Here is an 18,612-nt window from a genome sequence, read left to right as displayed (position 1 = left end):
CCTACACCACGAAGCCGGAGACAGTCTGGTTCAGGCTGCCCGCGCGCTCGTTCAAGCCATCCGTCGAGCGGGCGATGCTGTCGCAGTTGGCGGCCGACTTTTCCGTTTCCTCGGCAATGTACTGGATCGCCGTGGACACTTCGCGCGCCGTCAGCAGCTGCTCGTTGGCCGCCTTCGAGATGTCCGAGATGGCCAGGGTGGTCTTCGCCACGCCCGAGACGATCTTGTCGAAGGCGTCGCTGGCCTGGCGGGAGATTTCGCTGCCCGTCGAGACGCGCTTGACGGATTCGTTGATCAGCTTGGAAATTTCCTTGGTCGCCTGCGAAGAGCGCTCGGCCAGCTTGCGCACCTCGTCGGCGACGACGGAAAAGCCCAGCCCGTGCTCGCCCGCGCGGGCCGCCTCGATGGCCGCGTTGAAGGCCAGCATGTTCGTCTGGTTGGCGATTTCGCTGATCACCTTGACGATTTCGCCGATGTCTTCCGACGAGCGGTTGATCAAGTCCATCGCCTCGATCGACTTGGCGACGGCGCGCGCGCCCGCTTCCGCTTCCTGCTGCGTGGCTTTCGCCAGGTAATCGGCGTTCGAAGTATTTTCCGCGATGGAATTGATGGAAAAGGTCAGGCCGTCGATGGAGGCGTTCATTTCTTCCACCGTGGCGCCCAGCGCCTGCGTGCCCACGGCCACGCCCGTGGCCCGTTCGGCGATCGCGTGCGAGGCGTCGGCAAAGCCGTTCGCCGCCGACACCACGTTGCCGATCACGCCGCGCAAGTCGACGATCATCTTGCTGATGCCGCCGGCCAGCAGGTCGATGGGCTCGTCGCCCTCGGGCACGATATTGCAGGTCAGGTCGCCTTGCGCCGCGCGCGCCACCGACTCGAGCAAGGCATTGACCTTGCGGCTGTCGTTGGCGGCCTTGGACTGGATGCTGTTTTCCAGGTTCACCTGTTCGCTGATGTCGATGGCGAACTTGACCACTTTATACGGCTTGCCGTTCAGGTCCAGGATGGGGTTGTAGGTGGCCTGTATCCACACCACCTTGCCATGGTTGCCCAGGCGTTTGTAGCGGCCCGCGTCGAATTCGCCGCGGTTGAGCTTTTGCCAGAATTTCTTGTACTCGGCGCTGCTGGCATACTCGGGTTCGCAGAACATGCGGTGGTGCTCGCCCTTGATATCGCTCAAGTCATAGTCCATGACGGCGAGGAAATTGTCGTTGGCGTCCAGCACATTGCCCTGCATGTCGAATTCGATCACGGCCTGCGCCTTGCCGATGGCGCTGACCTTGCCTTCGTATTCGGCGTTGCGCTTTTTCAGGGCCGTGACGTCGCTGGCGAACTTGACCACCTTGAAGGGCCGGCCTTCCGTATCGAAAATGGGGTTGTACGAGGCATTGAGCCAGATTTCGCGGCCGTCCTTGGTGAGGCGCTTGTATTCGCCCGCGTCGAACTGGCCTTGCCCCAGCTTGTGCCAGAACTGCGCATAGTCGTCGCTGTTGGCGTAGTCGGGCAGGCAAAACATGCGGTGATGCTTGCCCTTGATCTCGTCGAGCGTGTAGCCGACGGACTTGAGGAAATTGTCGTTGGCGTCGAGGACGGTGCCGTCGAGCCGGAATTCGATCACGGCCTGGGCCTTGCTGATGGCGTCGATCTTGCCTTCGTAATCGGCGTTGCGGCGCTTGGTGGCCGTGATGTCGGTGGCAAACTTGATGACTTTATACGGTTTGCCGTCCGCGTCGAGGATGGGGTTGTAGGATGCGTTGATCCACACTTCGCGCCCATCCTTGGCGCGGCGCTTGTATTCGCCATGGTCGAACTCGCCGCGTCCCAGTTTGGCCCAGAAGTTGCTGTATTCATCCGTCTTGACATACTCGGGGTCGCAGAAGATGGCATGGTGCTTGCCTTGCACTTCCGCAAGGGTATAGCCGACGACGCGCAGGAAATTGTCGTTCGCATGCAGGATGGTGCCGTCGAGTTCGAATTCGATCACGGCCTGGACACGGTTCAATGCAGTATTTATCGCTTGTAAGTCCAGATCCTGGGAGTGGCTGACATGGCTGGCTGCGTCCATAGTATTTCCTTCGGGGTGAGAAGAGGAATGGGAACGATAATGCCGCGGCTATTACTTTTACTGCTATCCATAAAAGGCAGCAATGTTATTGCCGCGGTCGACATCTGGTGATAATCGGTGAGAATGTGCGCGCAGAACGGCCGCCAGTGTTTTTCCTGCGGTATGCCTTATTGTAGATAAATTGTAGAGTATTGATTTGTATCAACAATTTTATTATTCCCCAGCATCTGGCGAAAAACAAGGGGCGGGAATAAATAATGTAAAAACTGTCGTAATTGGCCCATGCCGGCATATAACAAACGCATTTTCTTACATAATAAAACGGCGTTATTATTATTGTGCTTTTATTATTTAAATGAATATTCAAGTGATAGCTTCTACTGGACCTTGCTGCATGCAGCAGAATCTTTCCGCAAATGATGTTGTACCATGGCGTACCATGCTGGCGCCGGCGCGCGCACGACAAAAATAATACGAGCGTTCTTTTATGCGGTATAGTGCAGCTTCATCCCTTGCAACCACCTCATCGCCAAGCAAAAACCTATAGACCAACAAGGAAGAGACATGAGTGCTGAATATCAAGTGAACGGCGCCGTTGCCGTCATTACCCTGGCCAACCCGCCCGTCAACGGCCTGGGCCTGGCGACGCGCACGGCCGCCGTGGCCGGCATCCGCCAGGCGCTGGCGGACGACACCGTCAAAGCCATCGTCATCACGGGCGCCGGCAAGGCCTTTTCGGGCGGCGCCGATATCAAGGAATTCAATTCGCCCAAGGCGCTCACGGAACCAACGCTGCACACCTTGATCAATGTCGTCGAGCAATCGACCAAGCCCGTGGTGGCAGCCATCCACAGCGTCTGCATGGGTGGCGGCCTGGAGCTGGCGCTGGGCTGCAACTACCGCGTGGCCGCGCCTGGCGCGCAGATGGCCTTGCCGGAAGTCAAACTCGGCATCTTGCCGGGCGCGGGCGGCACGCAGCGCCTGCCGCGCGTGCTGGGCCTGGAAATGGCCTTGAACATGATCGTCTCGGGCACGCCCGTGGCGTCCGAAAAACTGGCCGGCACGGCCCTGTTCGATGAAGTCATCGCGCCCGGCGCGGACTTGCTGGCCGCCGCCGTGGCCTTCGCCACGAAAGTGGGCGACGTGCGTCCGCTGCCGAAAGTGCGCGAGCGCAAGGTTGACTACCCGAACCACGAAGCGTTCCTGCAATTTTCGCGCAATACCGTGAAAGCCATGTCCGGCCCGTTCCCCGCACCGCTGAAATGCGTCGATGCCGTGGCGGCCGCCGTGACGATGAAATTCGACGAGGGCTTGAAGTACGAGCGCGAACTGTTCATGCAGCTGGTGCAGTCGCCGGAATCGAAAGCCCTGCGCCACGCCTTCTTTGCCGAGAGGATCGCCAGCAAGGTGCCCGACGTGCCGACCGACACGCCCGTGCGCGCCATCGCCAGCGCGGCGATTGTCGGCGCCGGCACCATGGGCGGCGGCATCGCCATGAATTTCGCCAACGCGGGCATCCCCGTGACCTTGCTGGAAACGAAGCAGGAAGCGCTGGACAAGGGCCTGGCCACCATCCGCAAGAATTATGAAAACACGGTCAAGAAGGGCAAATTGACGCAGGAGAAGGCCGAGCAGCGCATCGCGCTCGTTTCCGGCACGTTGGCGTATGCCGATATCGCGCAGGCGGACATCGTCATCGAAGCCGTCTTCGAAGAACTGGGCGTGAAGGAAACCGTGTTCAGGCAGCTCGACGCCGTCATGAAGCCGGGCGCCATCCTCGCCTCGAACACCTCGACCCTGGACCTGGACAAGATCGCCGCGTTCACCCAGCGCCCGCAAGACGTGATCGGCACGCATTTCTTCAGCCCGGCGAACGTCATGAAGCTGCTGGAAATCGTCCGCGGCAAGGAAACGGGCAAGGATGTGCTGGCCACGGCGCTGGCGCTGTCGAAAAAGCTGAAAAAAACGGGCGTCGTTTCCGGCGTGTGCGACGGTTTCATCGGCAACCGCATGATCGAGCAATACAGCCGGCAAGCCGGTTTCCTGCTGGAAGAAGGCTGCCTGCCCGAGCAGGTCGACAAAGCCGTCGAGAAATTCGGTTTTGCCATGGGCCCGTTCCGCATGGGCGACCTGGCCGGCAACGACATCGGCTGGGCCATCCGCAAGCGCCGCTACGTGGAAAAACCGGAAGTGACGTATTCGAAGACGGCCGACCTGCTGTGCGAACTGGGGCGCTATGGCCAGAAGACGGGCGCCGGCTGGTACGACTACAAGCCGGGCGACCGCAAGGCGTACGCGTCGGAACAGGTCAACGCCATGATAGTCCAGCACTCCGCCGACATCGGCGTGGCGCGGCGCAAGATCAGCGACCAGGAAATCGTCGAGCGGCTCGTGTATGCGCTCGTCAACGAAGGCGCGCGCATTCTGGAAGAGGGCATCGCCCTGCGCGCCTCGGACATCGACATGGTGTATCTGACGGGCTACGGCTTCCCGCTGTTCCGCGGCGGCCCGATGTTCTACGCGGACACGGTCGGCTTGCCGAACGTGCTCGATACGATCGCCGGCTACGCGAAAGGCCGCCATGGCGAAGCGTGGACGCCGGCGCCCCTGCTGGTGAAGCTGGCGGGCGAAGGCAAGGGTTTCAATAGTTGATGTTGGGCTGTTGAATGACAAAGGGCAGATTTCTCTGCCCTTTTTTTATTTCTTCTTCGCCACCATCTTGACCGCTTCGTTGACGATGACGGGGTTGTCCTTCTGGATGTAGTAGCCGGCGCCCGTGATGCGCTCGATGGCCGGCGCGCCGGACAGGCGCTGCCAATCCTTTTCCTGGGTCCGCACCACGTTTTCAAACGAGCCCATTTCCTCGATGCCGAACTTGTCGCGCACCAGCAGCATGGCGGGCACGCGCAGCGGGCTGCCCATGTCGACGTGCTGCAGACATTGCGTCTGGGCATCAAATTCGGCCGATTCCGTACTGTTGAACATCAGCTTGCGCCGCGTCTTGACGAGCATGGCGTAGGTGGATGCGTCCGTCTGCAGGCGGTTCCATTGCTGCGGGTGCGTGGGATCGAGCAAGACCAGGCCGGCCACGTCCTGCGGGTACAGCCTCGCATACACATACTGGTACAGCCCGCCCAAGCCATGGCCGACCAGCACATACGGCGGTTTCAGGCCCGCTTGCGCCAGCAGGGCGCGCTGCTGGGCGGCGATGGTGCACGGGTCGCGCGGCGTGGTGGTTTTCTTGCTGTCGCCGTAGCCGGGACGGTCATACACGAGCACGCGGTGCTGCTTGGCCACTTCGGGCGCCACCTTGGCCCACACATCCTTGCCGTCGCCCATGCCAGACTGGAACACCACGGGCACGCCGCCCTGGCCGCTCACGGTGTAGGCGATGCTGGCGTCGGGCAGGGCGGCGGTAGCCGGCACGCCGGGCATGACCGGGGTCGATGGCAACAGGGAGCAGCCGGAAAAACAGCCTGCCAGCAGCAAGCCGGCGCTGGAGAGGAGCATGGTGCGCGCGGGGCGGCCGACGAATAGATGATGCATGAATCTCCTTCTTGGTGCAGGGACCGGGGACCGGTATGGCGTGCCAGCCATTATAGGCAAATCGTCACGAAGTGGAAATGCCGAACAGAGGTGGATTTCCCGTCCTGTCAGCCGGCGTCGGCGCGGTGGCAGACGGCTTCGATGCGGTTGCCGTCCGGATCGAACAAAAAGGCCGCGTAATAGCTGGCGTGATAGTGGCGCAAGCCGGGCGCGCCCAGGTCGATGCCGCCCTGCGCCAGTCCCGCGTGCCAGAACGCTTCCACGGCCGCGCGCGAGGGGGCCTTGAAGCAGCAATGGCGGCGCGGCGCGTCGCCGGGCGCGGGGCCCAGGCGCACGGAAAAATAGCTGCGTTCGGGGTGTTCGGCATCGCTGCGCTCGCCATAGCCTATCCACGCATTGGCATGGTCGCTGCCCACCTTGGGCACGCCGAGCGCGGCGAAGATGGCGTCGTAGAAGCGCTCGGCGCGTTCCAGGTCGCTGACGGTGAGGGAAACGTGGTCGAGCATGGTCACTCCGCAGTAAAAACAAGGACGGCCATAGCATAGCCCGGATCAGGGCGGCCGTGGGCGGGAGTGACCGAGTGATACTGCCGGTGGCCGACTGCTGGTTAAGGACGGCGGGCGCACGCGCATGGCGCATTGGCCGCGCAGGCGGGGCAGCGTGGCGCCGGGCGCGCCAGCCGGGTGACGATATTGCGGCTGATGACTTGCACGCGGGGCGCGAACAGCATCACGGCGCAGAAGGCCACGGGCCAGGCGGCAAAGAACGCGTGGCGCCAGCGGGGCAGGAAGTCCGCCTGCAGGCCGATATTGAGCCAGGTGACCCAGGCGCTCATCAGCAGGGTCATGACCAGCGACATCAGGAAGGCAAATACGCAACGCAAACGCAGGGCTTCGGACATGGGACACTTTCAAATGGTAAGGAAAGGGCAGCGTAACAACTTGCAGCAATCTATACTAGAGCCATATTTTTAATTTCAAATTCCGAAAATGCAATCATGCTCGATGATTTAGCCCTGTTTGTTTCCATTGTCGAGGCGGGCAGCCTGCATGCGGCGGCCGTCAAGGAAGACTTGCCCGCCGCGACCGTCACGCGCCGGCTGCAAAAGCTGGAAAGCCAGCTCGGTTACCGCTTGCTCAACCGCAGTGCGCGCCGCTTGCAGCCGACGGCGGAAGGCTGGCAATACTACGAGCAGTGCCGTCCCCTGGTCCATGCCCTGCGGCAAGCGACGCAGCAGCTCGACGCCAGCCTGTCGGCCGTCTCGGGCAGCATCCGCGTGCTGGCGCCCGTCAACTTCGCCAGCGGCTTGCTGACGCCGGCCTGGGTCAGCTTCATGCAAAAGTATCCGGACATCCGCCTGGAGCTGGAACTGTCGAACCTGCTGCAAGACCTGGTGGGCAGCGGCGCCGACCTGGCCATCCGCGTGGGCGCGCTCGACGATTCCTCGCTGATGCAGCGCCGCCTGGGCAGCGCCGCGCTGGTGATGGTGGCCGCGCCCGGCTACCTGGCGCGCGCCGGCGTGCCGCGCGATTTGCAGGAACTGGAAAAGCACGAGCTGATCGTGGCCGAACCGCTGCGTACCTGGCGCTTGCGGCGGCCCGGCGACGGCGCCGAAATGGTGATCGAACCGCAGGCGCGCCTGCGCGTGAACGAGATGCGCCTGGCCGTGGAGATGGCCGACGCGGGCATCGGCATCCTGCTGTGTCCGCTTCTGCAATGCCGTGACGAAGTGGCCAGTGGCAGCCTGGTGCGCGTGCTGCCCGACTGGATGCCGCAGCCGCGCCACGTGTACGCCGTGTGGACGCAGCGGCGCTACCTGCCGGCCCGCGTGCGCGTGCTGCTCGAACACCTGGCGGCGTTTGCGGCCGGCAATCCGCTGTTGAACGACGAGGCCGGCGTCTAGTCCGCCTGTTGCTGCACCAGCCACTGCGTGAATCGGCGCAGCGCCGGCGCAAAGCCGCCGGCCGGCGCGGCGCCGGGCCTGGCCTGGGCAAGAAAATAGGCTGCCTGCGCCTGCATGGCGGGATAGCGGCGCAGCAACAGCGCGGCATGCTCGTCCAGGCTGGCGGGCCAGCCGGGATCGCCATCCTGGCGCAGCAGGTTGCAGGAACGGATCAGCTTGCGCGACGCTTCGCGCTGCAGGCGGGCGATGGCGGCAGGGTCGCGCTCGTCATCGAGGCGCAGCGCATAATCGTCCAGCACGCGGGCAAAGTCGCCATTCACGGCCAGGGCGATGGCGCGCGAGGGAGAGAACGGCGCAAAGTGCGGCGCCAGGTCCTCGCCCCACAGGCAGCGGCACTGGTGCTTGAGCCAGTAGCCCCAGCTGTACAGGTGCTCCGGCGCCAGCACCTGGGCTCGGTGGCCGATATCGAAATCGATTTTCAGTACTTCCCGGTGGCGTGCCTGCAGGGCCAGGCGCAGCGCTTCCAGCGTTTCCAGTTGCGGCGGCGTGGGCGGCTGGCGCAGCACCAGGGTCAGGTCGAGGTCGGACACGCCCGGCGTAGCATCGCCGCGGGCGATACTGCCGTACAGGTAGATGCCGTCCAGCAAGTGACCGGCGTGCGCAGCCAGGCTGGCGCAGACATCTTGCAGCAAGGCGTCGAATTGGTGCTGCAGCGGGCCGCAGGGGGCGGGGGCGATGGTCGGCATGCCTGGGGATGTGTCCGGTGGGAGAAACTTCCACCATAGCATGCAGTGGGGCGCGCGCAGGTAATCCTTTCTAATAAGTAATACCGAGCGCTTGTACTTTTCGTCAAGATCGCGTTAAGATAAAGCTGCCCGCTTATCCAGTGGGCAATCTGGTGTTTTTCGCGCAATCCCGTCCCTATCCATGAGAGTAGCAATGAAATATCTGATCATTCCCTTCTTGCTGGCCATTACTGGCTGTGAAGTACTGTATGACGCAAATCGGGACAAGATCGGCGAGTATTGCAACAGCCTCAATAATTTTGACGACCGCAACGCCTGCCGCAAGCGCAACCAGACCAGCTACCAGGAATACGTGCAGCAGCGCGACCAGCTGAAAAAGAAAAACGACAAGTAAGCCTGCCGCCATAGACGCCACATAAAAAAACGCCGCTGACCAGTCAGCGGCGTTTTGCTTTGCGGACCCCGGTCTTGCGGCCGGGGCTGGCATCCATTTAATCGTCGGCGTAGATATTGTTGTCCTTGGTTTCCTTGACGAACAGGGTGCCGATCACGACAGTCGCCAGGGCGACGACGATCGGATACCACAGGCCATAATAAATGTCGCCCTTGAAGGCCACCAGCGCGAAGGCCGTGGTCGGCAGCAAGCCGCCGAACCAGCCGTTACCGATATGGTAGGGCAGGGACATCGAGGTGTAGCGTATACGCGTCGGGAACATTTCCACCAGCATGGCGGCGATCGGGCCATACACCATGGTCACGTACAGCACCAGGATGAAGAGCAGCAAGACGACCATCGGCTTGTTGATCTGGTCCGGATCGGCTTTCGCAGGGTAGCCCGCTTCCTTGATGCCGGCGCCCAGTTCTTTCTTCAGCGCCGCTTCGTGGGCCTTGCTGTCCGCATCGAAGTTCAGGCCGTCCGGCGTCATGACGGCGTTGAACGAGCTAAATTCCTTCGTACCGATGCGCACCTTGGCGATTGAGCCGGCCGGCGCGTCTTCCTTCGTGTAGTTCACCGAGCTGTTCGACAGGAAGCCCGTGGCGATGTCGCACGACGAGGGGAACTTCTTGGTACCCGTCATGTTGAACTGGAAGTGGCAGGAAGCCGGATCGGCCACGACGACCACTGGCGAGTTCTTCAGTGCCGCTTCCAGCTGCGGGTTGGCGAAGTGGGTCAGGCCGTTGAAGATCGGGAAGTAGGTAGCCGCGGCGATCAGGCAGCCGCCGAGGATGATGTACTTGCGGCCGATGCGGTCGGACAGGCTGCCGAAGAACAGGAAGAACGGCGTGGCCAGCAGCAGGGCGACGGCGACGAGCACGTTGGCCGTTGCCAGGTCCACCTTCAGGGTCTGGATCATGAAGAACAGGGCGTAGAACTGGCCCGTGTACCACACGACTGCCTGGCCGGCGGTCAGGCCGATCAGGGCCAGGATGACGATCTTCAAGTTTTTCCACTTGCCGAACGCTTCCGTCAGCGGGGCTTTCGAGGTCTTGCCCTCGGCCTTCATCTTGGCAAACGCCGGCGATTCATTCATGGCCAGGCGGATCCACACGGAAATACCCAGCAGGATGACGGAGACGAGGAAGGGAATGCGCCAGCCCCACGCTTCGAAATCCTTCTCGCCGGTCGCCAGGCGGGTGCCCAGGATGACCATCAGCGACAGGAAGAAGCCCAGGGTTGCCGTCGTCTGTATCCACGCCGTGAACGCGCCGCGCTTGCCTTCAGGCGCATGCTCGGCCACGTAGGTGGCTGCGCCGCCGTATTCGCCGCCCAGCGCCAGGCCTTGCAGGATGCGCAGGATGACGAGGATGATCGGTGCGGCGATGCCGATGGACGCATGGCCCGGCAGCAAGCCGACGATGAAGGTGGAGCCGCCCATGATCAGAATGGTGATCAGGAAAGTGTACTTGCGGCCGATCATGTCGCCCAGGCGGCCGAAGACCAGCGCGCCGAACGGACGCACGATGAAGCCGGCGGCAAAGGCCAGCAGCGCGAAGATGAAGGTGGTGGTGGGGTCGCCGATGAAGAATTGCTTGGCGATGATCGATGCCAGCGAACCGTACAGGTAAAAATCGTACCATTCAAAGACGGTGCCCAAGGAGGATGCAAAGATGACCTTGCGTTCCTCTGGCGTAATCGGCGTTCCTTTGGTGGAAATTTTCCGTACGTCGGCAGAGCCGGATGGTGATGCCATGGTTTGTCTCCCTATGTTTTATAGTGAACCATTGCCGCGGTCTTTTTGACCATTCTTGCAACAGCTGGAGGCGAGTGTGTTCTCCGAACCTTACGTCATGCTTGCTTGAAACTTACAGCAAGCTTACAAATTGCCATTCCTTTCAACTTTGCGAACGACCGTACTTAAATGTGCTATTCTGATTCCGCAGATCTATCATCCGACCATATAACATTCCCACAAGGAGACACAGCATGAATGAAGCCGTCATCGTATCGACCGCCCGCACGGGCCTGGCCAAGTCCTGGAAGGGCGCGTTCAACATGACGCATGGCGCCACCCTGGGCGGCCATGTGCTGGCGGCCGCCGTCGAGCGCGCGCGCATCGAGGCGGAGGAAGTGGAAGACGTGCTGGTCGGCTGCGCCTTTCCCGAAGGCGCCACGGGCGGCAACATCGCGCGCCAGGTGGCCTTGCGCGGCGGCTGCCCCGTCACGACGGCCGGCATGACCGTCAACCGGTTTTGTTCATCGGGCTTGCAAGCCATCGCCCTGGCGGCGCAGCGCATCATCGCCGGCGAAGGCGATATCTATGCGGCGGGCGGCGTGGAATCGATTTCCTGTGTGCAAAACGAGATGAATACGCATATGTACCGCGACGTCTGGCTGCAGCAGCACAAGCCGGAAGTGTATTGGCCCATGCTGCAAACGGCCGAGACCGTGGCCAAGCGCTACCAGATTTCGCGCGAACGCCAGGATGCCTACGGCGCGCAAAGCCAGCAGCGCGCCGCCGCGGCCCTGGCTGCCGGCCTGTTCGATGCGGAAATCGTGCCGATGACCACCGTCATGGGCGTGGCCGACAAGTCCAGCGGCATGCTGGTGTCGCGCGAAGTGACGATCTCGGCAGACGAAGGCATCCGCGCGGACACGACGTATGACGGCGTGGCGAAGATCCGCCCGGCCATTCCGGGCGGCGTCATCAGTGCCGGCAATGCCAGCCAGTTTTCCGATGGCGCTTCGATGGCCATCGTCATGAATGCGAAAGTGGCCGAAGCGAAAGGCTTGCAGCCGCTGGGCATCTTCCGCGGCTTCGCCGTGGCCGGCTGCGAACCCGATGAAATGGGCATCGGCCCCGTGTTTGCCATCCCGAAACTGCTGAAAAAGGCGGGCTTGACTGTAGCCGACATCGGCTTGTGGGAACTCAATGAAGCGTTCGCCGTGCAAGTGCTGTACTGCGCCGACACCCTGGGCATCCCCATGGACCGCCTGAACGTGAACGGCGGCGCGATCGCCGTCGGCCACCCGTACGGCGTGTCCGGCGCCCGCCTGACGGGCCACGCCTTGATCGAAGGCAAGCGCCGTGGCGTCAAATACGTGGTGGTGACCATGTGCATCGGCGGCGGGCAGGGCGCGGCCGGGCTGTTCGAAGTGCTGTGATATAGGTAAACCTGGTCTGCGGGCGGCTTCCAGGGCCGCCCGTTTGCATTCCGCGCCCTGTTCCTGCAAGACGCGCCGATAGCGGTTACAGTAATGCTTCATTAATAAACAAGCAGCCTGCCGCCATGATCAAGCACATCGTTTTCTGGAAACTCAAAGACCACGCCGAAGGCGCCGACCGCGCCACCAATGCATTGAAACTGAAAGCCCTGCTCGATTCCTGCTCGGACTTGGTGCCGGGCATCTTGAAATTCGAGGCGGCCGTGGCCCAGCCTGGCCTGGAAGCGACCTACGACATCGTGCTGTACAGCGAGTTCGCCAGCCGCGAGGCGCTCGACGCTTACCAGAACCACCCCGAGCACGTGAAAATCAAGCCATTCTTTGGCGCCGTGCGGGAAGCGCGCCAATGTATGGATTATGAGATTTAGTCGCTACGCAGCAGACACCTTGTTCATCAGCATGTAACTCTCTCACTTTATTGACAGGAGCATCATGACCACCTACCAACGCATCGTCCTCGCCTCGCGCCCCGCCTCCAATGAGGAAGTGCAGCCGGCACATTTCCGCCTGGAAACCAAAGAGATTCCCGCCATCCAGGATGGCGAATTGCTGGTGCGCAACCAGTACCTGTCGCTCGACCCTTATATGCGCGGACGCATGAGCGCCAATAAAAGCTATGCGGCGCCGCAGGCGCTCGATGAAACCATGATCGGCGGCACGGTGGGCATGGTGCTGGAATCGAAGCATCCGAAGTTTGCCGTGGGCGACACCGTCGTGGGCACTTTGGGCTGGACGGAAGTGGCCGTATCGGACGGCACCATGCTGCGCAAGGTCGACACGACGCACATTCCCGCCTCCGCCTACCTGGGTTCCGTCGGCATGCCGGGCATGACGGCCTGGTATGGCTTGAACCAGATCATGGCGCCGAAAGCGGGTGAAACGGTGGTCGTGTCGGCAGCCAGCGGCGCCGTGGGCAGCGTCGTGGGGCAGTTGGCGAAATTGAAAGGCTGCCGCGTGGTCGGCATTGCCGGCGGCGCGGACAAGTGCGCGTATGTGGTCAAGGAGCTGGGTTTCGACGCCTGCGTCGATTACAAGGCGGGCAACTTGGCGTCCGACCTGGCGGCGGCCACGCCGGACGGCATCGACGCCATCTTTGAAAACGTGGGCGGCGCCATCTTCGATGCGGCCCTGGCGCGCACCAACGCGTTTGGCCGGATCGCCGTGTGCGGCTGGATCGCCGGCTACAATGGCGAACCGACGCCGCTCGACAATGCGCGCCTGATCCTCACCAACCGCCTCACCGTGCGCGGCTTCATCGTTTCCGAGCAGCCGGAATTCTGGCCGCAAGGCTTGAGTGAACTGGGCACGCTGGTGGCGACGGGCAAGCTGAAATTCCGCGAATCCGTGGCCAACGGCCTGGCCAGCGCGCCGGAAGCGTTTATTGGCCTCTTAAAAGGACGCAATTTCGGCAAGCAGTTGGTCAAGCTCAGCTGATCTCTCTGTGAAAAGGCAGGTCGTGCGACAATTGCGGCCTGTCTCTTTCTACATTACACCATGACCAAGCACACCATCCGCCTCGGCGACTGGGCCACCCTGGGCCCTGACGCCACCGCCATCCGTTTTGAAGTTTTCGTCGATGAACAAAAAGTGCCGGCCGAGATCGAACTCGACGACATGGACGCCGTCTGCCTGCACGCCGTGGCCTACGACGATGCCGGCAATGCCATCGGCACGGGCCGGCTATTGCCTGACGGCCACATCGGCCGCATGGCCGTGCGCCAGCCGGGCCGCGGCACGGGCGTGGGCGGCGCCATTTTGACCTTGCTGATGGACAAAGCCCGCGAACGGGGCGACAAGGCGGTGGTGCTGAACGCGCAAACCGTGGCCGCGCCATTCTATGCGCGCCACGGTTTCGTGCAGCAGGGGGAACAATTTGAAGAGGCGGGGATTGCGCATGTGGAAATGCGCCTGCAGTTTGCCTGATTAATCAAGCAGGCGTGGTTCGCACGGCGTCCGAGAATACGGACGCCGCGCGGCTACGCTTAATTTTGCGCGTGGCTCTGGCGCCATTTGTCCAGAATCACGGCCAGCACGATCACGATGCCCTTGGCTACATACTGCCAGAACGACGACAGTCCCAAAATCGTCAAGCCATTGTTCATCACGCCGATGATCAGCGCGCCGATGACGGTGCCCCAGACGGACCCCACGCCGCCCATCAGGCTGGTGCCGCCCAGCACGACGGCCGCAATCGCATCGAGCTCATAACCGGTACCCCAGTTGCCGTTGGCCGCATACAGGCGGCTGGCCGACATGGCGCCGCCCAGGCCCGCGAACAGGCCGCTGATCGTGTAGACAAACATCAAGACGAGACCGACCTTGATCCCCGTCAAACGGGCCGCCTGGATATTGCCGCCGACGGCGTAGATATGCAGGCCCAGGGTGGTCTTGCGCAAGATGAACCACGTCAGCACGACGACGGCGGCCGCCAGCCAGATCAGCCAGGGCACGGCCAGGAAGCTGCCGTTGCCCATCCATTCGAAGCTGGGGATTTCCGTGTTCAGCACGCTGGTGCCGTCCGCCAGCAGGTAGGCGGCGCCGCGCAGGGCCGTCATGGTGCCGAGGGTCACGACGAAGGGGTTCAGGCCGACGAGGGCGACCAGCACGCCGTTCAGCGCGCCCAGCAGCAGGCCGACGATGAGGAAGGCGGGAATCGAAAAGCCGGCGAACTGGGCCGACAGCGACATCAGCATGCCTGCCACGGCCGAGACGGCCAGCACGGAGCCGACGGACAGGTCGATGCCGCTGGTCAAAATGACGAAAGTCATGCCGGACGCCAGCACGATGTTGATCGACACCTGGCGGAAGATGTTCATGGTGTTGTTGCTGGTCATGAACGTGGACGTGCCGTCGGCCGAGAAATACACGGTCAAGCCATACATGGCCAGGTAGAGCACCACCAGCACGGGCAGCATGCCCAGGCGGCGCATCAGGTTCGAGGCATTGAAGGGTTCGCCGGCGCGCGCGGCGCCGCGGGTGGTGCTAGTTGTCATCATGAGTCTCCTGAATGATTATTTAAGACGTATTCTTAAAACGCCTGACAAAACCGTAGCGAGCGGATGTGGGTTGTGGTTGAGACGCGGAACTGTGCGAATGCACAGTGAGCATCGGAAACCGCAACCCGCGACGCGCAGTAGGTTTTGACAGGTGTTTTTATGCCGCTTCCAGCTGGGTGGCATAGGCGAGGATGTTTTCCTGCGTGATGTCGTCGCCCGTCACTTCGCCCGTCAGGCGTCCTTCGCACATCACCATCACGCGGTCGCAGATGCCGACCAGCTCGGCCAGTTCGCTGGAAATGCACAGCACGGCCGTGCCCGCATCGGCCAGCTGGTGGATGATCTTGTAGATTTCGCTCTTCGCGCCCACGTCCACGCCCCGCGTCGGTTCGTCGAGGATCAGCACTTTCGGCGCGATGGCCAACCAGCGCGCCAGCAATACTTTCTGCTGGTTGCCGCCAGACAATCCGCCGACGATGCCGTCCGGCCCCGACACCTTGACGTTCAGGTTGCTGATCGCCTCGCGCGTGAGCTGCGTCAGGGCGCCACGGTTGACCACGCCCGCCGTCGCATGCTTGGACAGGATATTCATCGACATGTTTTCCATGGCCGACAATTGCATGAACAGTCCCAGGCTCTTGCGGTCCTCGGGCAGGTAGCCGATGCCGTGGCGGATGGCCGCCAACGGGCGCTGGATGTGCACTTCCTGGCCATCGAGCCACACTTGTCCCGTTTGTTTCTTGTCCGCGCCAAAGATCAGGCGCGCCAATTCCGTGCGGCCCGCGCCGACGAGGCCGGCCAGGCCCGTGACTTCGCCCGCATGCAGGGAGAACGAGGCGGGCTTGACCTTGCCGCCGCCCACGTTTTCCACGCGCAAGCGCTCGGCGCCCCGCGTGGTGCGCCGCTGGTGCGAATAAAAGTCGTCGGCGGGGCGGCCCACCATCATTTGCACGACTTTCTTTTGATCCAGCTCATCCTTGCCCAGCTCGCCCACATAGGCGCCATCGCGCAGTACCGTGATGCGGCGCGCCAGGCGCTCCACCTCGGCCATGCGGTGGCTGATGTACAGCACGGCGAGGCCCTTGTCGCGCTGTTCTTCGATGATGCGGAACAATTGTTCTGTTTCCCGGTCGGACAGGGCGGCAGTGGGCTCGTCCATGATCAGGATGCGGCTTTCGTGCACGAGGGCGCGGGCAATTTCCACCTGCTGCTGCTCGGCGATCGACAGGGTGGACACCATGGTGTCGGCGTCGAAGCGGGAACCGAGGTCGGCCAGGATGGCGTTCGTGCGCGCGCGCATTTCGCCGCCCTTGACGGTCCAGAACGGTCCTTGCGGTTCGCTGCCCATGAAGACGTTCTGCGCCACCGTCATGTTCTTGGCCACACTCAATTCCTGGTAGATCAGGTTGATGCCCAGCGCGCGCGCCTCGCCCGGGTTGCGGATGCGGATCGGCTTGCCGTCGAGGATGATTTCGCCCGCGTCCGGTGTGTACACGCCCGACAGAATCTTCATCAGGGTACTCTTGCCGGCGCCGTTTTCGCCCATCACGGCATGGATTTCGCCGCTGCGCACCGTCAGGTGCACGCCGCGCAGCGCGCGCGTGGCGCCAAAGCGCTTCTCGATGCCGCGCATTTCAAAAATAATATCGTCGCTCATGACTGTCCTTCCTTGCTTTTGAAACTGTCGCCCGCCACCGGCCGGGGCCGGGACGGGCAACACGTGGTTCAGGTCAGGCAGATCAGTTCTTTACCCAGCCCGTGTAGGTGGCGACGTTTTCCTTGGTGATGGCCGGGGTCGGCAACAGCACCATGGTCTGTTTCGGCGTGCGGCCGTTCATGATGTCGTAGCCCATCTGCACGGCGTCCGTGGCCATGCGGTACGGGTTTTGCGCCGAAGTGGCGGCAAACAGGCCGGCCTTGTTTTTCAGGGCGTTCTGGCCATCGGGCGCACCGTCGACGGCCGTGATCAGTTTCACGTCCGTGCGCTTCGATTGCTTGATCGCCAGTTCGGCGCCGATGCCCGTCGGATCGTTGATGGCGAACACGCCGTCGATCTTCGGATGGGCCGTCAGCAGGTTCGACATCACGGTCATGCCGCCGTCGCGGCTGCCTCCCGCATTCTGGTTGTCGGACAGGATCTTGATATCCTTGAACGCGGCCAGGGTTTTCTTGCAGCCATTCACGCGGTCGATCACGGACGTCACCGGCGGACCGTTCAGGATCACCACATTGCCCTTGCCGCCGATCTGCTTGGCCAGGTAGGCGCATGACACGTCGCCCGCCATGGTGTTGTCGGACATCACGGTGGCCGAAGCGCCCACGGCGCCCACGTCGACGGCGATCACGACCACGCCCGCATTGCGCGCTTTCTTGATGGCTGGCGCGATGCCCTTGGAATCGACGGCGTTCAGGATGATGATGTCGGTCTTGTTGGCAATGAAGTTCTCGATCTGGTCCACCTGGGTGTTCAGGTCATACTTGCTGGAAACAGTCGTGACTTTCACGCCAGGGCCGCCCAGTTTTTTCGCGCTTTCTTCCGCGCCGCGGCCGATGGCGACAAAAAACGGGTTGGCCAGGTCGCCCACGCTCACGCCGATGGATTTCAGCGGTTTGTCGGCGGCGAAGGCGCCGCAGGCGGCGGACAGCAGCAGGGAGGCGGTAATGACTTTTTTCATGAGGATCTCCAAGGGTTTTTATTGTAAAAAACAAACGGTGCTACGGTAAAAACTGGGTGAAAACTTAGCGAGTGCGCAATTTCTCGATCATGGCGTCCAACTTGCCCGCATCGACGGCGAAGCCGCGGATGCCTTCGGCCAGCTTTTCGGTCGCCATCGCGTCGTCGTTCAAGGCATAGCGGAAAGCGGCTTCGTCGTAGGTGACGGCCGGCTGCGCCGCGCCCAGGTCGCCGCCCAAGGCGCGCTCGAATGGCGCATCCGCCGCTTCCAGCTTGGCCAGCAAGTCCGGGCTGATGGTCAGCAAGTCGCAACCGGACAGGGCCGTGATCTGGCCCACGTTGCGGAAGCTGGCGCCCATCACCTGGGTGGCGATGCCGTGTTGTTTGTAGTAATTGAAGATGCGCGTGACCGATTGCACGCCCGGATCGTTGGACAGGCTGCGCGCCGCTTCGTCCCATGCCGCACCCTGCGACTTCTTGTGCCAGTCGTAGATGCGGCCCACGAACGGCGAAATCAGGCGCACGTTCGCATCGGCGCAGGCGACGGCCTGGCAAAACGCGAACAGCAGGGTCAGGTTGCAAAAGATGCCATCTTTTTCCAGCTCGCGCGCGGCCTGGATGCCTTCCCAGGTGGCGGCGACCTTGATCAGTACGCGCTCGCGCTGGACACCTGCCGCTTCGTACAGGGCGATCAGACGGCGTCCGCGGGCGACGGTGGCGTCGCGGTCAAAGCTCAAACGGGCATCGACTTCCGTCGACACGCGGCCCGGCACGACTTTCAAAATTTCCAGGCCGAAGCGCACCAGCACCTGATCGACGATATCGTCCAGGCTGGCGGATTGATGCGCGGCGACCGTGCTTTCCAGCAAGGGCGCGTACTCGGGCTGCAGCACGGCCTTCAAGATCAGCGACGGGTTGGTGGTCGCGTCTTGCGGCGCGAAGCGCGCCAGTTGCAGGAAGTCGCCCGTGTCGGCGACGACGGTGCTGTGTTGCTTCAATTGTTGCAGCTGATTCATTA

The 18,612-nt window shown here is 62.3% G+C and carries 17 protein-coding genes; 7 read left to right on the top strand and 10 right to left on the bottom strand.

Translation table 11 applies throughout. The annotated features are described in order from the left end of the window. Position 1 precedes the first annotated feature (1 nt). On the bottom strand, positions 2-2,065 hold the full coding sequence (locus tag VPH40_RS03515; RefSeq protein ID WP_442906594.1) for a methyl-accepting chemotaxis protein: 2,064 nt from the start codon (positions 2,063-2,065) through the stop codon (positions 2-4). A gap of 564 nt (positions 2,066-2,629) precedes the next feature. Here VPH40_RS03515 and VPH40_RS03510 point away from each other — a divergent pair. Beyond that, positions 2,630-4,717 carry a 3-hydroxyacyl-CoA dehydrogenase NAD-binding domain-containing protein gene (locus tag VPH40_RS03510; RefSeq protein WP_328572672.1) on the top strand — a complete coding sequence of 696 codons (2,088 nt, stop codon included), beginning with the start codon at positions 2,630-2,632 and terminating at the stop codon, positions 4,715-4,717. A 45-nt stretch (positions 4,718-4,762) separates the two neighbouring features. On the opposite strand, the gene VPH40_RS03505 is transcribed toward VPH40_RS03510, so the two are convergent. The 3 genes from VPH40_RS03505 to VPH40_RS03495 form a co-directional block, all read right to left on the bottom strand. After that, the gene (locus tag VPH40_RS03505; RefSeq protein ID WP_328572671.1) at positions 4,763-5,611 is read right to left on the bottom strand and encodes an alpha/beta fold hydrolase; all 849 of its coding nucleotides are present in this window, start codon (positions 5,609-5,611) and stop codon (positions 4,763-4,765) included. A 107-nt stretch (positions 5,612-5,718) separates the two neighbouring features. Then, positions 5,719-6,117, bottom strand: coding sequence for a VOC family protein (locus VPH40_RS03500; protein ID WP_099667886.1), 399 nt, complete (start codon positions 6,115-6,117; stop codon positions 5,719-5,721). Positions 6,118-6,218: 101 nt separating this feature from the next. Further along, on the bottom strand, positions 6,219-6,512 hold the full coding sequence (locus tag VPH40_RS03495; protein WP_328572670.1) for a DUF2798 domain-containing protein: 294 nt from the start codon (positions 6,510-6,512) through the stop codon (positions 6,219-6,221). A gap of 96 nt (positions 6,513-6,608) precedes the next feature. Here VPH40_RS03495 and VPH40_RS03490 point away from each other — a divergent pair, with 96 nt between their 5' ends. Continuing rightward, entirely contained in the window at positions 6,609-7,514 is a 906-nt protein-coding gene (locus VPH40_RS03490; RefSeq protein WP_328572669.1) for a LysR family transcriptional regulator, read from the top strand. Here the strand turns inward: VPH40_RS03490 and VPH40_RS03485 are convergent. Continuing rightward, positions 7,511-8,260 (bottom strand): nucleotidyltransferase domain-containing protein, encoded by a 750-nt coding sequence (locus VPH40_RS03485; protein ID WP_328572668.1) that lies wholly within the window; start codon positions 8,258-8,260, stop codon positions 7,511-7,513. The genes VPH40_RS03490 and VPH40_RS03485 overlap by 4 nt on opposite strands. Positions 8,261-8,453: 193 nt before the next feature. Between VPH40_RS03485 and VPH40_RS03480 the strand changes: the two genes are divergently transcribed. Continuing rightward, on the top strand, positions 8,454-8,654 hold the full coding sequence (locus tag VPH40_RS03480; RefSeq protein ID WP_077404762.1) for a hypothetical protein: 201 nt from the start codon (positions 8,454-8,456) through the stop codon (positions 8,652-8,654). A 97-nt stretch (positions 8,655-8,751) separates the two neighbouring features. On the opposite strand, the gene VPH40_RS03475 is transcribed toward VPH40_RS03480, so the two are convergent. Next, positions 8,752-10,452: an MFS transporter gene (locus tag VPH40_RS03475; protein ID WP_099667890.1), complete on the bottom strand. Its 1,701-nt coding sequence runs from the start codon at positions 10,450-10,452 to the stop codon at positions 8,752-8,754. A gap of 233 nt (positions 10,453-10,685) precedes the next feature. On the opposite strand from VPH40_RS03475, the gene VPH40_RS03470 reads away from it, so the two are divergent. From VPH40_RS03470 to VPH40_RS03455, 4 genes are all read left to right on the top strand, one after another. Continuing rightward, positions 10,686-11,864 (top strand): acetyl-CoA C-acyltransferase, encoded by a 1,179-nt coding sequence (locus VPH40_RS03470; RefSeq protein WP_289904892.1) that lies wholly within the window; start codon positions 10,686-10,688, stop codon positions 11,862-11,864. 125 nt (positions 11,865-11,989) lie between these two features. After that, positions 11,990-12,292, top strand: coding sequence for a Dabb family protein (locus tag VPH40_RS03465; protein WP_289897829.1), 303 nt, complete (start codon positions 11,990-11,992; stop codon positions 12,290-12,292). 64 nt (positions 12,293-12,356) lie between these two features. Then, positions 12,357-13,358, top strand: a complete 1,002-nt coding sequence (locus VPH40_RS03460) for an NADP-dependent oxidoreductase (protein ID WP_442906591.1) — start codon at positions 12,357-12,359, stop codon at positions 13,356-13,358. A gap of 60 nt (positions 13,359-13,418) precedes the next feature. Further along, positions 13,419-13,847: a GNAT family N-acetyltransferase gene (locus VPH40_RS03455; RefSeq protein ID WP_099667893.1), complete on the top strand. Its 429-nt coding sequence runs from the start codon at positions 13,419-13,421 to the stop codon at positions 13,845-13,847. A 59-nt stretch (positions 13,848-13,906) separates the two neighbouring features. On the opposite strand, the gene VPH40_RS03450 is transcribed toward VPH40_RS03455, so the two are convergent. The 4 genes from VPH40_RS03450 to tal all read right to left on the bottom strand — a co-directional run bounded on the left by VPH40_RS03450 (position 13,907) and on the right by tal (position 18,610). Then, entirely contained in the window at positions 13,907-14,917 is a 1,011-nt protein-coding gene (locus VPH40_RS03450; RefSeq protein ID WP_328573332.1) for an ABC transporter permease subunit, read from the bottom strand. 160 nt (positions 14,918-15,077) lie between these two features. Beyond that, on the bottom strand, positions 15,078-16,577 hold the full coding sequence (locus VPH40_RS03445; RefSeq protein WP_289904894.1) for a sugar ABC transporter ATP-binding protein: 1,500 nt from the start codon (positions 16,575-16,577) through the stop codon (positions 15,078-15,080). A gap of 82 nt (positions 16,578-16,659) precedes the next feature. Further along, a complete protein-coding gene (locus VPH40_RS03440) occupies positions 16,660-17,595 on the bottom strand; it encodes an ABC transporter substrate-binding protein (protein ID WP_077404737.1) in 936 nt (311 codons plus the stop codon). A gap of 64 nt (positions 17,596-17,659) precedes the next feature. Then, entirely contained in the window at positions 17,660-18,610 is a 951-nt protein-coding gene (tal, locus tag VPH40_RS03435; protein ID WP_328572667.1) for a transaldolase, read from the bottom strand. Positions 18,611-18,612 lie beyond the last annotated feature (2 nt).

Source organism: Janthinobacterium sp. P210005, assembly GCF_036231865.1.
Lineage (GTDB): Bacteria > Pseudomonadota > Gammaproteobacteria > Burkholderiales > Burkholderiaceae_D > Janthinobacterium > Janthinobacterium kumbetense.
Note: the sequence above shows the minus strand (reverse complement) of the source record. Positions and strands in the feature narration are given on the sequence as shown.